Genomic DNA, 14159 nt, shown 5'->3' with positions numbered 1-14159 from the left:
TTCTTGGCCAGTAGTTTGAGGCTCACAAGCGTCTAGAGATTCCGGGGCGATTCAGGCGGGCATCGAACCAGAGAGAAGAGGCGACGAGCAGCTCTGGCTATTTGTTGTGTGTCGCCGGTCGAGCGGCCGCTGCTGCAGTGCTCGACGATTAGGGCTTTGATGAAGTCCTGCACGTCTTCACCGAGCACCGCGCCTTCCGGCAATTGGCTGGGGTGCCATCCAGTTGAGGCCGCCATCGCGGTCAGGTCGCGCGACACCGCAAAGCCACAACTTCCAGGGACGTGGAGGTCATGGCTTTTGTTCAACTTGCGTAAGTCCCAGTCCGTGTTAGACGTGGCGGCGCCGTTGCTGTCGAGTTCGATGTGCCAGTCAAGTCCGTGCGATGAAGCGACACGACGCATCCGGTCGATGAAGCTCAGATAGGCCTGCGGCGGTGGCGTCAGTTGAGGCGAGAGGATGTGGATGGTCATCCGTGGTTCTTGGGTCGGTCATCAATCAGGGTTAACGCCTGCTGCGCCCCCGCCAGCGCGCGCGTGAGTTGCCGGTAGGCCGGCGTCTCATCGGAGATTCCCTGCTTTAGGTACAGGCGGACTTGGTCGCGCATCCCTTCGATAGCTTCGACGTGGGATTCCCGGTCTAGGGATGGCATGAACTTCGGACAGCCATAGCAAGACGTCACCGGGTTGTAGGCGCAGCTGCTCTGACCCGCTTTGCACAGTCCCACGCCAGCAACCAGCCGATACCCCACCACAGCGCCAATCTGCTGGTCCTCAGGAGCCAGCTGTATCTCGTCGGCTGAGACGAAACTGCCGGTCGATATGTCCAAGAGGCTGTTGTAGAGTTTCGACGCACCGAGCGCCGTGTTGATGAGCTCGGCTTGCTTGAAGCTTGCCCGGATGTAGTGCGACGCGGCCTCTGCGCTCTTGTGGCCGAGGAACGCTTGGATGCTAGCCCTATCATGCCCCGCATCGGCGAGCGTTTGCGCCCCGGTGTGACGGAGCGAGCGCGCCGTGCTGTCCAGTTGCACGGAGAACCGCTTACAGAGAACCACTGCCCTGTCCCAGAAGGTAATTGGTCCGGTTGCGTTGAATAGCCGCTGCCGCCCGTGAGCGAGCGCCGTCGCGTGCAGCCTCGCGACGAGCGGAACCCACTCCGGTTTGACTTGGCGTAGCAACTCGAATTCGTTGCCTGGTGTTTGCTTTGCAGCATGGAACGAGAGCACGCAAGCAAGGTCGTCGCTTGCATCACGGAAGAAGCGGACATGCGTCACGTCGAGGCACAGCGCCTGAACTGGTCGCATACCGTGTTGGTAGGTGATAAGCAGTGCGACAGCGCCCTCCACCTGTCTGTCGGTCAAGTCGTCCTCGCTCGCCGCCGCATCCAGAACTCGAACAATAGCTGCCTGGGCGTCAACGGAAGCCACACGCTCTCTCTTGCCTATGCTTCGCTTGTTCTGCCGGAGGCCTTCCTTCACGAAGGTGTCCAAGCTCTTCACGAGAGGCATGTGAACTGCTCGCCAGTGGCCGGCGCCAGCCTTGCAAGCTAGCTTCAACACGGCCTTCGCGACGTTCGTCTCCAGCGGGTGGCTCAGCACAGTGGTCCAGGTCTCTCGCAGCTTTTCCGCAGGGGTAGCGAGCAGTTCCAAGATGGCTGGCCATTTGGCTATGAGGACGTTGGCGAAGGTCCGGAATGGTGCTGGGGAGGACGCCCGTCGTGTCAGCAGAACAAGCGCTCGCTGTAATTCGCCAACTTGACCCTCGGCGAACTCCAGCCGTACCGTGCTGCCAGCTGCAAAGACCTCCCAGTGACGGTCCGCCAACCTCACCACCGACTCCCGTCCGGAATACTTGTCGAAAAGGGTCATCAACGCGGGGGCAGCGGGCCACTTCCAGTCCAAGGGAGATTTCCCACCATGCTCGGACTGAGGTTGCGGGAGGGCGATTTCAATGGCGTGGTTCACGCAGAAATCCCCCGCATAAGACTAGTCTTTTCAGCAAACAGTGTGTTCCATGCTTGCATCAAGTCGTCCTGAATCGCCGCACGTGCGTAGTGCTCAGGCATGGCTGACCTCGCTGACCATCCGAAGAACGCCCGCATCCGTTGGATTGCCAACTCGCGGTCGGGGTTCAGCTCCATAAACATCGTGTATCTGGCCGTGGCGCAGGTGTGTCGCAGGTCGTGAGGCGAAATGTTCGTCTTGCCGCCAGATCTATCGAAGAGGCTTTGGATTGCCTCGGGTGCCAGGGCATCCGTCAGTTTCCTGAAGACCTTACTTAGTGCCTCGGCAGAGAGCGGGGCCCCCGCCTTGGTGGTCAGTAGGAAACCATGTCCGGCATCGGTAGGTCGATGCTCGGCGGCGAAGTGCTGGTAGAGCAGAGCTAAGTCCTCTGACACCGGAATTTGCCTGTGGGATTCCAGAGTTTTGATGCGTGGCGTGGTCGACCTCGGATCGTTCTCGAACACCGTGGTGATGTCAAGCCAACGAACCACCTCTCCTGACTCCGGGTCCACGTCTTCCTTCAAGGAGTCACAGGCCAACAGCAGTGCTTCGCCACGACGGAGCCCAGCCAGCAGCATTAGGTTGACGATGAGCCAGTTCCGCACGCGCGTTTGATACCCCTTGAAAGGATTTCGAGGCGAGCTGGGATGCGCTACCTCAAGGAGGTCCAGCAGCGTTGTTTTCGGCAGCGCACGAATGAAGCGGAAGCCACCGAGACGGGGGGCGCGCATCCTGCCCATGGCTGCCAGCATAGAAGCAGCTGCGGCCCACTCTGGGTTACTAGGCGCTAAGCGTTTGGCCAGCGATTGCACGAATGCTCTGACTACGCCCCACCGCTGAACATCAGTCGTGTTGTAGGCCGGGTCGGAGGTTGTCGTTAGATAGAACGACTCCACCATGAGCATCACGCCCTCAGCGTCCCGAGTGCTCATACCCTCGTCGAAGGCGTCGGCACCGAAGCGTTCGTCACAGTACCGATAAAAGCTGTCCAGATGCTGGAGGTACAGCTTTCGCGTGCTGGTCGCCTGAGAACTACTCGTGAGGCCTAGGGACCACGCCGTGGACCATAGTCTTGGCATGTGTCTCACGGGGTCAACGATGACATGTTCAGGAACTGCTTGAGTACGGACGAGCACTGGAGATAACGGTTGGGGATACCTCTACGTACAGAGCTTTCCCTCTAAGTGAAATGCAACACTAGCCATGGTACCTCTTAATCGACGAAAGCTTCATTGGGCTGGACGGTGTCAGGGGTGACCTGGTGGACCGGGCCTGGAAGATCCGCGCCCGCATTCATCAATGGATCGGCATCCCCTGCGGGATCGGCATCGCGGGCACCAAGACCCTGGCGAAGCTGGCCAATCACATCGCCAAGACGGCAGAGCGCAAGCCAGGCGTGTACCCCGACGAGCTGGCCACGGTGTGCAACCTCGCTGCGCTGAGCGACGAGCAACTGCGCGAGGTGCTCACGGCCACTGAGGTGGGAGAAGTGTGGGGCGTGGGTCGGCAGCTGAGCGCCCAGCTCAAGGCCGTGGGTGTGTACTCCGTGCACGACTTCGTGCAGTTGCCCGGTGACTTGGTGCGAAGCAAATGGGGTGTGGTGCTGGAGCGCACTTGGCGCGAGCTGCGCGGCGAGCCATGCATCGACCTGGACAACGTGCCCGCCCCCAAACAGCAGATCGCCTGCACCCGGAGCTTTGGCCAACCCGTGACCGAGTTGAAGCACCTTCAAGAGGCCATCAGCGAGTTCACCACCCGGGCCGCAGAGAAGCTGCGGCGGCAGCACCACCTGGCAGGCCAGGTGCTGGTGTTTGCCAGGACTTCACCCTTCCGGGATGGGCCGCGCTACTCGCGCAGCATCGTGGTGCCGCTGCGCCGACCCACGGCCGACACGACTGAGCTGACCAACGCCGCGCTCATGGGCTTGAAGGCCATCTATCAGCCCGGCTACAAGCTGGCCAAGGCCGGCGTCATGTTGCTGGACCTGATCCCAGACACCGTGGTTCAGGGCGAGTTGGGCTTTGAAGACGCCGTCGCTGAGCAACGTGACCGCTATCGCTTGATGGTGGCCATGGACCAGGTCAACGATCGCTTTGGCAAGCGGACCTTGCTGCTGGGCAGCTCAGGCATCGAGCAAGGGGCAGACACCTGGGCCATGAAGCAAGTCAGGCGCACGCCCAGGTACACGACCGATTGGCACCAGGTACCCGTGGCGCGGGCTTAGCTTGCGCCGCCTTGTCTGTCGTACCCGAGGCGATAGGCGACAAACACTTGTGACATTTGCCCCGGGGACCCGACTTGACCGTAAGCCGAAGAACCATGGCCAGAAGGTGTCGGTCGATCCTGGTAGGAATGTGACCTGTTGATCCAGCTTCACGGGTGCTTCCGTAATGCAGATCTGTTGGAGTTGTTTACAAGTCTTGAAAAGTAGCTTGTAGCCTGCAGAACACTCCAAGCCCTAAGAACCTCGTCAACAAGAAAAAAGCCCCAAGCGACAAGCACTTAGGGCCTTTTGTTTACCATCTAGGCAAAGGTAAATCCTAGAAGGGAATGTCGTCGTCCATGTCATCGAACCCGGTCGACGACTTGGGGGCCGGTGCGGGTGCCGGACGGGGGGCAGGCGCCGGGCGAGCCGCCGGACGGGCGGGGGGCGCCTGCTCGAAGTCGTCGCCGCCGCCCTGGCCGCCGCCGTAGCCGCTGCCCTGTGCGCCACCGCCATAGCCACCGCCACTGCCGCCCTCACGGCCGCCGAGCAGTTGCATCTGTTCGGCAACGATCTCGGTCGTGTAGTTGTCCTTGCCGTCCTTGTCCTGCCACTTGCGGGTCTTCAGGCGGCCTTCCACGTACACGGGGCGGCCCTTCTTCAGGTACTCGCCGGCGATCTCGGCCAGGCGGTCATAGAACACGACGCGGTGCCATTCCGTTTCCTCCACCTTGTCACCGGAATTCTTGTCCTTCCAGTTGCGCGTGGTCGCCACCGAGACGTTGCACACCGCAGCGCCGTTGGGGGTGTAACGCACTTCGGGGTCGCGACCCAGGTTGCCGATGAGGATGACTTTGTTGATGGAGGCCATGGCCGCTCCTGCAGAGAGATGGTTGGTTAAAAAGGGTGCCGTTTGTTAAGCCTGTGCATTATCGCCGGCCCCTGCGCCCCGCACATCCCCCCGGCATCCCCCGCTGGGGTCACCCGGTGTGGGGAGGGCGCCTACGCGACTTACACTTCCCCGGCGGCCTGCCGGCCGCTACTTCGCAGGAGCCGCCGCATGTGCCAGCTGCTGGGCATGAACTGCAACACGCCCACCGACATCGTTTTCAGTTTTTCCGGCTTCGCCACCCGCTCGACCGAGCACGGTGACGGCTTCGGCATCGCCTTCTACGAAGGGCGGGGCGTGCGCCTGTTCGTCGACCACCAGGCGGCCCGCGTGTCGCCCGTGGCCGACCTGATCAAGCACTATCCGATCAAGAGCCGCCATGCGATCGCCCACATCCGCAAGGCCACGCAGGGCGTCGTGTCGCTTGAGAACTGCCATCCCTTCATGCGTGAGCTGTGGGGCCGGCACTGGGTGTTTGCGCACAACGGCAACCTGGTCGACTACCAGCCGCGCCTGCACGGCAGCTTCCAGCCCGTGGGCGACACCGATAGCGAGCGCGCCTTCTGCTGGCTGATGCAGGAACTGGCCAAGAGCCACGCGTCGATGCCGCCGGTGGCCGAGCTGACGCTGACGTTGAAGGAGCTGGTGCCCCAGATCGCGCGCCACGGCACCTTCAACTTCATGCTGAGCCAGGGCGATGCGCTGTGGACGCATTGCTCGACGCACCTGCACTACCTGGTGCGCCGGCACCCCTTCGGCCTGGCCCAGCTGCAGGACCAGGACATGGCGCTGAACTTTGCCGAGCACACCGAGCCCGGCGACCGCGTGGCCGTGATCGCCACGCAGCCGCTCACGACGAACGAGCCCTGGGTGGCCATGCAGCCTGGCGAGCTGCTGGCGTTCGTGGGTGGCGAGCCGGTGGGCCTGGCCGCGGGCTGAGGGCCCTCAGGCTGTCGCGTCGAACAGCTCCCGCCCGATCAGCGTGCGCCGGATCTCGGACGTGCCCGCACCGATCTCGTAGAGCTTCGCATCGCGCCAGAGTCGACCCATCGGGTAGTCGTGGATGTAGCCGTTGCCGCCAAGCAGCTGGATGCCATCACCCGCCACGCGCGTGGCCTGCTCGGCCGTCCACAGGATGAGCGCGGCGCAGTCCTTGCGGAGGTGACGTGCCCCGCCCGGGCCGGCGGCATCGAGGTTGCGCGCCACGGTGTAGGCCAGGCAGCGTGCGGCCTGCAGCGCGGTGTACATGTCGGCCACCTTGGCCTGCACCAGCTGGAACTGGCCGATGGCCTGGCCGAACTGGTGGCGGTCGTGCACATAGGGCAGCACGTTGTCGAGCACGGCCTGCATGATGCCGATGGGCCCGCCCGAGAGCACGGCGCGTTCGGTGTCCAGGCCGCTCATCAGCACCTTCACGCCGCCGCCCACCTCGCCCAGCACCTGCTCGCGCGGCACGAAGGCCTGCTCGAACACCAACTCGCCCGTGGGCGAGCCGCGCATGCCGAGCTTGTCGAGCCGCTGCGCCACGCGAAAACCCGGCGTGCCTTGCTCGATCAGGAAGGCGGTGATGCCGCGCGGGCCGGCCTCCATGTCGGTCTTGGCGTAGACCACCAGCGTGTCGGCCACGGGGCCGTTGGTGATCCACATCTTGCTGCCGTCGAGCAGAAAGCCATCGACGCCGTCGCGGCGGTGCGGCGTGGCCTTCAGCCGCATGCTGACCACATCGGAGCCGGCCTCGGGCTCGCTCATGGCCAGCGCGCCGACGTGCTGGCCGCTGATGAGCGGTGGCAGGTAGCGGCGCTGTTGCGCCTCGGTGCCGTGGCGGTGGATCTGGTTGACGCACAGGTTGCTGTGTGCGCCGTAGCTCAGCGCCACCGAGGCCGAGGCGCGGCTGATCTCTTCCATGATGACGAGGTGGGCGAGGTAGCCCAGGCCGGCGCCCCCGTGGGCTTCGCTGACCGTGGGGCCGAGCACGCCCAGTTCACCGAGTCGCGGCCACAGGTCGGCCGGGAAGGCGTCGTCGCGGTCGATGCGGGCGGCGTGCGGCGCGATCTCGCGCTGGGCGAAGGCCTGCACGGCGTCGCGCAGCGCGTCGATCTCGTCACCGAGGTGGTGTTGCAGTCCGGGCAGGTCCATGGCGTCTCCTCGTGTTGTCACGGCGGGCGGCGACCATGACGGCGGACAGGCTCAGCACATGAGCCTGTTTCAGCCAGCCGGCGGTCGCTTGGCCAGCAGCGCGTTGGCCACGCGCGAGACCGGCTTGCGGCCCAGCGCGCGGGAAATGAAATCGGCGGTGTCCACCAGGGCGTCCAGGTCGATGCCGGTGGCGATGCCCAGGCCGTGCAGCAGGTAGACCACGTCTTCGGTGGCGACGTTGCCGGTGGCGCCCTTGGCATAGGGGCAGCCACCGAGACCGGCCACGCTGGTGTCGAAGGTGTGGACGCCCAGCTGCAGGCAGGCGTGGATGTTGGTCAGTGCCTGGCCGTAGGTGTCGTGAAAGTGGCCGCTGAGCTCGGCCACCGGCACGCGCTGCAGGGCCCGCTCCATCACGCGCTGCACCTGGCCGGCCGTGCCCACGCCAATGGTGTCGGCGATGCCGATGTGGTCGCAGCCGATGCCGAGCAGGCGTTCGACCACGTCGTCCACATCGTCGACCGCGACCTCGCCCTGGTAGGGGCAGCCCAGCGCACACGACACCGCCGCGCGCACCCGCATGCCATGGGCATGGGCGGCCGCCACCACGGGCTGGAAGCGTGCAATGGATTCGGTGATGCTGCAGTTGATGTTGCGCTGGCTGAAGGCCTCGCTGGCAGCGGCAAACACCACGACCTCATCGGCGTCGGCAGCCAGCGCGCCTTCGAAGCCCTTCATGTTGGGCGTGAGCACGCTGTAGCGCACCCCGGGCTGGCGCTGGATGCCGGCCATGACCTCGGCGGCATCGGCCATCTGCGGCACCCACTTGGGGCTGACGAAGCTGGTGGCTTCGATCTGGCGCAGGCCGGCGGCCTGCAGGCGGTGAACCAGTTCGATCTTGGTGGCGGCAGAAACCGGGGCGGCCTCGTTCTGCAGGCCATCGCGCGGGCCGACATCGACGAGGGTGACGTGGGTGGGCAGCATGTTCAATCCAGACGCAGGAGTTCATCGCCCTCTGCGACCGGGTCGCCCACGGCACAGCGCAGCTGGGCCACGGTGCCATCGCGCGGTGCGCAGAGGGTGTGCTCCATTTTCATCGCTTCCGTGACGGCCAGCGGCGTGCCGGCCTTCACGTGTTGCCCGGCTTCCACCAGCAGGGCCACCACGCGGCCCGGCATGGGGGCCGTGAGCCTCGCGTGGCCGCCGTCTTGTGTCTGGGATGCTGCCGGTGGACGCTCGCGCACGGTCAAGGGATGGACCTGCGGCCAGTCGGCACAGAAGGCATGCCTGGCACCGCCGCGCGCGTACAGGTGCAGGCGGTGTGTGGTGGCCTCGACCGGCGGTGTGGGTGTCGGAGTCGTGCCGTCGGGGTGGGGGCCGAGGTGTGTCGGGGTAAGTGTGCTGCTGACCTGCGTGTCGCTGTGGCGGTGCAGGACGAGGCGGGCGCGGGCTTCGCCCACCTGGAGCGTGTGTTCGCTGCCGCTGCGCGTCCACGCCAGGTCGATCAACCGGTCGCCGCTTTGGAGCGTGTGGCGTGTGGTGCGGGCGCCGTTCATCTGCCAGGCGTCGGAGGCCGACCACGGGTCTCGCCAGCCGGTTCTCGGTGTTACAGAGCCGGCAGGCCGCATGTCGTCTGCCCGTGCCGACGATCCGGGTGCGATGGCCGATGAGGCATGCGCGCCGAGCCATTGCCCTGCCACCCAGGCGGCGGCCACCCACAGATCGCAGATGGGCTCCGGGTGCAGCAGCGCATCGGCTTCCGCGGCGATCAGTCCGGTATCCAGTTCGGCATGCAGCCACCGCCGGTGCCGCGCCAGCCGGCGCAGGAAGGCCAGGTTGTGCGGCAGCCCGGCCACGTGCAGGTGGTCGAGCGCCTGCTGCAGGCGCCGCAGGGCGGTGGCGCGGTCCTCGCCCCACACGATGAGTTTGGCCAGCATGGCGTCGTAGTGCGGGCCGATCGCGTCGCCTTCGCCGATGCCGGCGTCCAACCGTACCGGGGCGATCTGGAAAGCCCCGTGGGGCGGGGGCTGCCACACGGTGATCGGACCGGTGGCCGGCAGAAAGCCCTGCTCGGGTTGCTCGGCGCACAACCGGGCTTCGATGGCGTGGCCACGCAGCGTGATCTGCTCCTGACGCAAGGGCAGGGCTTCACCGGCGGCCACGCGCAGTTGCCACTCCACGAGGTCCAGACCGGTGATGGCCTCCGTGACCGGGTGCTCGACCTGCAGGCGCGTGTTCATTTCCATGAACCAGAAGCGGCTGGTGTCCGCCACGTCGGCTTCGCAGATGAACTCGACCGTGCCGGCGCCCACGTAGCCCACGCTGCGCGCCGCTGCGATGGCCGCCTGGCCCATGCGGGCTCGCACGGCGGCGGGCAGACCGGGGGCGGGGGCTTCTTCCAGCACCTTTTGGTGGCGGCGCTGGATCGAGCAGTCGCGCTCGAACAGGTGTACGCAATGGCCTTGGGTGTCGGCAAAGACCTGCACTTCGATGTGGCGGGGCCGCTCCACCAGCCGCTCGATGAGCACGCGTGCATCGCCAAAGCTGGCTTGCGATTCGCGCTGACACGATGCCAGCGCCGCCGCAAAGTCGGCCGCCTGGTGCACGGCCCGCATGCCGCGCCCACCGCCGCCGGCCGTGGCCTTGATCAGAACAGGGTAGCCGATGCGTTCGGCTTCGGCGGTCAGGGTGGCTTCATCCTGCGCCTCGCCGTGGTAGCCGGGCACGAGCGGCACGCCGGCTTCGGTCATCAAGGCTTTGGCGGCGGCCTTGCTGCCCATGGCGGCGATCGCCTCGGCCGGTGGGCCGATGAACACCAGACCGGCTTCGCCACAGGCCTGGGCGAAAACAGCGTTCTCGCTGAGGAAGCCATAGCCGGGGTGGATCGCTTCGGCCCCACTGCGCCGGGCGATCTCGATCAAAGCCTTACCGTTCAGCCAGGCCGCGCGCGGATCGCCCGCATCGGCGCAGGGCAAGGGCCATGCCTCGTCGGCCGTCTGCACATGGCGGGCCTGCGCTTCATCGGGCGTGTAGACGGCGATGGTGCGCACACCCAGGCGGCGCGCCGTGGCGGCGATGCGGCACGCGATCTCTCCGCGGTTTGCGATCAGGATGGTGCGGAACATCGCTTGCGTTTCCCCTGGCTCAGTCGTTGAGCTCGTCGGCGCCGTCGTCGCGCAGCGAGCTGCGATGCAGGCGATCGGCTTCCAGCCAGTTTGGCGTACGGCGCTGCAGGAAGGCTTGAATGCCTTCGCGCCCTTCCGAGCTTGCGCGGGCATCGGCAATGCGACGGGCCGTCAGGTCGCGCAGCGAGGCGTCGATGGGGCGGCCTGTCACTTCGTCCACCAGCCGCTTGCAGGAGCGAACGGCCTGCGGGCTGTTGCGCGCGATGGTGCCAGCGATCCGGCTCACCGTCGCGTCGAGGGTCGCTTCATCGGATGCGATCTCATGGACCAGTCCATGAGCCTGTGCGCGGCGGGCATCGATGGTCTCTGCCGTGATGAACCAGCGCCGCGCCGTACGCTCGCCCACTGCGCGAACGACGTAAGGGCTGATGGTGGCCGGGATCAGGCCCAGCGCAGCTTCCGACAGCCTGAACGTGGCCGATGTGATGGCCACGGCGATGTCTGCGCAGGCGACCAGGCCGACGCCACCGCCGTAGCAGGCGCCTTGCACGCGGGCAATGACGGGCACGGGGCAACTGGCCACCGCGTGGAACATCGCAGCCAGCGCCTGGGCGTCGGCGTGGTTGGTCGACCAGTCCTGCTCCGCCGCAGCGCGCATGTGCTGCAGGTCGGCGCCAGCGCAGAAACTGGCCCCTTCCGCTTCCAGGACCACCACGCGGACGTGTGGTGCGCTGGCGATTGCCCTGAAAGCGTCTGTGAGGGCGGTGATCAGCGCCGGGTCGAGCGCGTTGTGTTGTGCGGGGCGGCCCAGGCGCACACGCACCAGGCAGGGCTCGGTGGCATCCGGCCACATCATGCTCAGCGGCCCATGGGCGGGTCGATCGGTGTCCGGCGTGAAGCGGTCTGGCGCTTGGCTCATGAGCGGCCTCACATGCGGAACACGCCGAAGCGGGTTTCGGGCATCGGTGCATTGAGGCTGGCGCTCAGGCCCAGTGCCAGCATGCGCCGCGTGTCGGTGGGGCGGATGATGCCGTCGTCCCATAGCCGGGCGGTGGCGTGGTAGGGGTGGCCCTGCGCTTCGTACTGGGCTCGGATCGGCGCCTTGAATGCGGCCTCATCGCCCTCCGACCAGCTCACGCCTTGAGCCTGAAGCGCATCGCGCCGCACGGTGGCCAACACGCTGGCCGCTTGCTCGCCTCCCATCACGCTGATGCGGGCGTTCGGCCACATCCACAGAAAGCGCGGGTTGTAGGCCCGCCCGCACATCCCGTAGTTGCCCGCGCCGAACGAGCCGCCAATCACCACCGTGAACTTGGGCACCTCGGCGCACGCCACGGCCGTGACCAGCTTGGCGCCCGCGCGTGCAATGCCCTGGTGCTCGTACTGCCGGCCCACCATGAAGCCGGTGATGTTCTGCAGGAAGACGAGCGGGATGCGGCGCTGGCAGCACAGCTCGATGAAGTGCGCCCCCTTCTGCGCGCTCTCGGCAAACAGAATGCCCTGGTTGGCCAGGATGCCAACGGGCATGCCTTCGATGTGCGCAAAGCCGGTGACGAGCGTGCTGCCGTAGCGGGCCTTGAACTCGTCGAAGTCGGAGCCGTCCACCAACCGGGCGATCAGCTCGCGCACCTCGAAGGCCTGCCGGCCGGTCTGGCCCTGTTCGTCCAGCGGGATCAGGCCCATCAGCTCGTCGGGGTCGTGACGCGGGGGGCTGGGTGGCTGCAGGGCCAGATCGGGTTGCTTGCGGTGGTTGAGCCGGGCCACGCACTGGCGTGCCAGCATCAAGGCATGGCGGTCGTCGTCGGCCAGGTGGTCGGCCACGCCGGACAACCGCGTGTGCACGTCGCCGCCGCCCAGCTCTTCCGCGCTCACGACCTCGCCGGTGGCCGCGCGCACCAGGGGCGGTCCGCCCAGAAAGATGGTGCCTTGCTCCCGCACGATGATGGTTTCGTCGCACATGGCGGGCACATAGGCACCGCCCGCAGTGCACGATCCCATCACCACGGCGATCTGCGGGATGCCGGCCGCGCTCATGCGGGCCTGGTTGTAGAAAATGCGGCCGAAGTGGTCGCGGTCCGGAAAGACTTCGTCCTGGTGCGGCAGGTGTGCCCCGCCCGAGTCGACCAGGTACACGCAGGGCAGCCGATTGGACTCGGCGATCTCTTGCGCGCGCAGGTGCTTCTTCACCGTCAGCGGAAAGTAGGTGCCGCCCTTGACCGTGGCGTCGTTGGCCACCACCATGCATTCCACGCCATGGATGCGACCGATGCCGGCCACCACCCCGGCGCCCGGCGCTGCGTCGTCGTACACGCCGAGTGCCGCCAGAGGGGCCACTTCAAGGAATGGCGAGCCGCCATCCAGCAGCTGCGCAATGCGGTCGCGCGGCAGCAGCTTGCCGCGTGCCAGGTGCCTGGCGCGGGCCTCGGCACCGCCGCCTTGTGCCACGCGTGCCAGGTGAGCATCAAGATCATCCACCAGCGCCTGCATGGCCCGGGCGTTGGCCTTGAAGCCTTCCGATCGCGGATTGAGCTGCGTGTCGAGCACAGGCATGGCGCGGTCCCTTTGCAGACCATCATGCCGGTGTGCGCCGGTTGTGGGCTCCTGTCTTTCCCTGATGCCCGGCCTCAGTCCAGCCGCTCGATCGCCATGGCCGTGGCTTCACCGCCGCCGATGCACAGCGAGGCCACGCCGCGTCGCTGGTCCCGCTGCCGCAGGGCATGCAGCAGCGTCACCAGGATGCGGGCCCCCGTTGCGCCGATCGGATGGCCGAGCGCACAGGCGCTGCCTCGCACATTGAGGTGTTCTTCCGGGATGCCGAGGGCGCGCTGTACCAGAAGCGGTACCACGGCAAAGGCCTCGTTGACCTCGAACAGATCGACGTCGCTGACCTGCCAGTCGGCGCGTTGCAGCACCTTGCGGATCGCGTACACCGGCGCTTCGGCAAAGCGGCCGGGCTCGCCCGCCACCGTGGCATGGGCCACGATGCGCGCCATCATCGGCCAGCCGGCGGTCGCCGCCCGGCTCGCGGTGGAGACGACCAGCGCGGCCGCGCCGTCCGAGATCGAGGCCGAGCTGGCCGCCGTGATCACGCCATCCGGCGCAAATGCGGGGCGCAGGCGAGGCACCTTCTCCGGCTGACAGGTGGCGGGGGTTTCGTCCTCCTGCAAGGCGAGGTCGGTGGTCGAGCTGCCGGGCAGCAACACGGGCACGATCTCGTCGGCAAACAGGCCGCGCTGCACCGCATCGCGGGCGAGCCGCACCGAACGCAAGGCCACTGCGTCCAGATCGTCGCGGGTCAGACCGGCTTCGCGTGCCATGCGCTCGGCGTGCACGCCCATCAGCTGGCCGTCGTATGCGTCTTCCAGGCCATCGCGCAGCATGTGGTCGAGCGTGACACCATGCCCGAAGCGCTGGCCCCGGCGCGCCGTGGGCAACAGGTGCGGCGCCCGGCTCATCGACTCCATGCCTCCCGCCACGTAGAGCGTGCCGTTGCCTGCGCAAAGGGCATCGTGGGCCAGCATCACGGCCTTCATGCCCGAGCCGCACATCTTGGTCAGCGTGGTGGCCGGCACCGACGCAGGCAGCCCGGCACCCAACAAGGCTTGCCGTGCCGGCGCCTGCCCCAGTCCCGCCATCAGGCAGCAGCCCATCAGCACCTCGTCGACGGCCTCGGCCGGTGCCCGGCTGTCGTCCAGTGCCGCGCGGATGGCCGAGGCGCCGAGTTGCGGGGCCGGCACCTCGGCCAGGCGTCCCATCAGCGCGCCGATCGGGGTGCGCCGTGCGGCGAGGATCACGATGTCGTCCTGCATG

12 protein-coding genes are annotated in these 14159 nt (G+C 66.6%); 2 read left to right on the top strand and 10 right to left on the bottom strand.

Annotated features, from left to right (window positions below; all coding sequences use genetic code 11):
- Window positions 1–32: 32 nt before the first annotated feature.
- The 3 genes from Q0Z44_RS08930 to Q0Z44_RS08920 are packed head-to-tail and all read right to left on the bottom strand — an operon-like array spanning window position 33 to window position 2904.
- Entirely contained in the window at window positions 33–470 is a 438-nt protein-coding gene (locus tag Q0Z44_RS08930) for a hypothetical protein (protein ID WP_298011836.1), read from the bottom strand.
- Window positions 467–1960 carry a site-specific integrase gene (locus Q0Z44_RS08925; protein WP_108402562.1) on the bottom strand — a complete coding sequence of 498 codons (1494 nt, stop codon included), beginning with the start codon at window positions 1958–1960 and terminating at the stop codon, window positions 467–469. Before Q0Z44_RS08925 ends, Q0Z44_RS08930 begins: the two co-directional genes overlap by 4 nt.
- Window positions 1957–2904 carry a tyrosine-type recombinase/integrase gene (locus Q0Z44_RS08920; RefSeq protein WP_298011835.1) on the bottom strand — a complete coding sequence of 316 codons (948 nt, stop codon included), beginning with the start codon at window positions 2902–2904 and terminating at the stop codon, window positions 1957–1959. The genes Q0Z44_RS08925 and Q0Z44_RS08920 overlap by 4 nt, the downstream gene beginning before the upstream one ends.
- 311 nt (window positions 2905–3215) lie before the next feature.
- Between Q0Z44_RS08920 and Q0Z44_RS08915 the strand changes: the two genes are divergently transcribed.
- Complete coding sequence (locus Q0Z44_RS08915) at window positions 3216–4223, top strand: DUF4113 domain-containing protein (protein ID WP_366517593.1); 1008 nt, start codon at window positions 3216–3218, stop codon at window positions 4221–4223.
- A gap of 316 nt (window positions 4224–4539) precedes the next feature.
- Here Q0Z44_RS08915 and ssb read toward each other — a convergent pair whose 3' ends face one another.
- Window positions 4540–5073: a single-stranded DNA-binding protein gene (gene ssb, locus Q0Z44_RS08910; protein WP_298011834.1), complete on the bottom strand. Its 534-nt coding sequence runs from the start codon at window positions 5071–5073 to the stop codon at window positions 4540–4542.
- Between the two features lie 189 nt (window positions 5074–5262).
- Between ssb and Q0Z44_RS08905 the strand changes: the two genes are divergently transcribed.
- On the top strand, window positions 5263–6030 hold the full coding sequence (locus Q0Z44_RS08905; RefSeq protein ID WP_298011833.1) for a class II glutamine amidotransferase: 768 nt from the start codon (window positions 5263–5265) through the stop codon (window positions 6028–6030).
- A 6-nt stretch (window positions 6031–6036) separates the two neighbouring features.
- Here the strand turns inward: Q0Z44_RS08905 and Q0Z44_RS08900 are convergent, their stop codons facing one another.
- The 6 genes from Q0Z44_RS08900 to Q0Z44_RS08875 form a co-directional block, all read right to left on the bottom strand.
- Window positions 6037–7227, bottom strand: a complete 1191-nt coding sequence (locus Q0Z44_RS08900; RefSeq protein ID WP_298011832.1) for an isovaleryl-CoA dehydrogenase — start codon at window positions 7225–7227, stop codon at window positions 6037–6039.
- Window positions 7228–7296: 69 nt separating this feature from the next.
- Complete coding sequence (locus Q0Z44_RS08895) at window positions 7297–8208, bottom strand: hydroxymethylglutaryl-CoA lyase (RefSeq protein WP_298011831.1); 912 nt, start codon at window positions 8206–8208, stop codon at window positions 7297–7299.
- A 2-nt stretch (window positions 8209–8210) separates the two neighbouring features.
- Entirely contained in the window at window positions 8211–10349 is a 2139-nt protein-coding gene (locus tag Q0Z44_RS08890; protein ID WP_298011830.1) for a biotin carboxylase N-terminal domain-containing protein, read from the bottom strand.
- Window positions 10350–10368: 19 nt separating this feature from the next.
- A complete protein-coding gene (locus Q0Z44_RS08885; RefSeq protein ID WP_298011829.1) occupies window positions 10369–11268 on the bottom strand; it encodes an enoyl-CoA hydratase-related protein in 900 nt (299 codons plus the stop codon).
- 8 nt (window positions 11269–11276) lie between these two features.
- Window positions 11277–12899, bottom strand: coding sequence for a carboxyl transferase domain-containing protein (locus tag Q0Z44_RS08880; RefSeq protein WP_298011828.1), 1623 nt, complete (start codon window positions 12897–12899; stop codon window positions 11277–11279).
- Window positions 12900–12973: 74 nt separating this feature from the next.
- Window positions 12974–14158 (bottom strand): thiolase family protein, encoded by a 1185-nt coding sequence (locus Q0Z44_RS08875; protein WP_298011827.1) that lies wholly within the window; start codon window positions 14156–14158, stop codon window positions 12974–12976.
- Between the last annotated feature and the right edge of the window lies 1 nt (window position 14159).

The sequence above is a fragment of the uncultured Aquabacterium sp. genome (assembly GCF_947366995.1).
Classification (GTDB): domain Bacteria; phylum Pseudomonadota; class Gammaproteobacteria; order Burkholderiales; family Burkholderiaceae_C; genus Aquabacterium.
The sequence above is the reverse complement of the archived record's forward strand: the minus strand, read 5'-3'. Positions and strand labels throughout refer to the sequence as shown.

Bases quoted from the DNA above. Each gene is read 5' to 3' on its own strand.
- Q0Z44_RS08930 (WP_298011836.1), bottom strand. From the start codon at position 470: ATGACCATCCACATCCTCTCGCCTCAACTGACGCCACCGCCGCAGGCC.
- Q0Z44_RS08920 (WP_298011835.1), bottom strand. From the start codon at position 2,904: ATGCTCATGGTGGAGTCGTTCTATCTAACGACAACCTCCGACCCGGCC.
- ssb (WP_298011834.1), bottom strand. From the start codon at position 5,073: ATGGCCTCCATCAACAAAGTCATCCTCATCGGCAACCTGGGTCGCGAC.
- Q0Z44_RS08905 (WP_298011833.1), top strand. From the start codon at position 5,263: ATGTGCCAGCTGCTGGGCATGAACTGCAACACGCCCACCGACATCGTT.
- Q0Z44_RS08900 (WP_298011832.1), bottom strand. From the start codon at position 7,227: ATGGACCTGCCCGGACTGCAACACCACCTCGGTGACGAGATCGACGCG.
- Q0Z44_RS08895 (WP_298011831.1), bottom strand. From the start codon at position 8,208: ATGCTGCCCACCCACGTCACCCTCGTCGATGTCGGCCCGCGCGATGGC.
- Q0Z44_RS08890 (WP_298011830.1), bottom strand. From the start codon at position 10,349: ATGTTCCGCACCATCCTGATCGCAAACCGCGGAGAGATCGCGTGCCGC.
- Q0Z44_RS08885 (WP_298011829.1), bottom strand. From the start codon at position 11,268: ATGAGCCAAGCGCCAGACCGCTTCACGCCGGACACCGATCGACCCGCC.
- Q0Z44_RS08880 (WP_298011828.1), bottom strand. From the start codon at position 12,899: ATGCCTGTGCTCGACACGCAGCTCAATCCGCGATCGGAAGGCTTCAAG.
- Q0Z44_RS08875 (WP_298011827.1), bottom strand. From the start codon at position 14,158: ATGCAGGACGACATCGTGATCCTCGCCGCACGGCGCACCCCGATCGGC.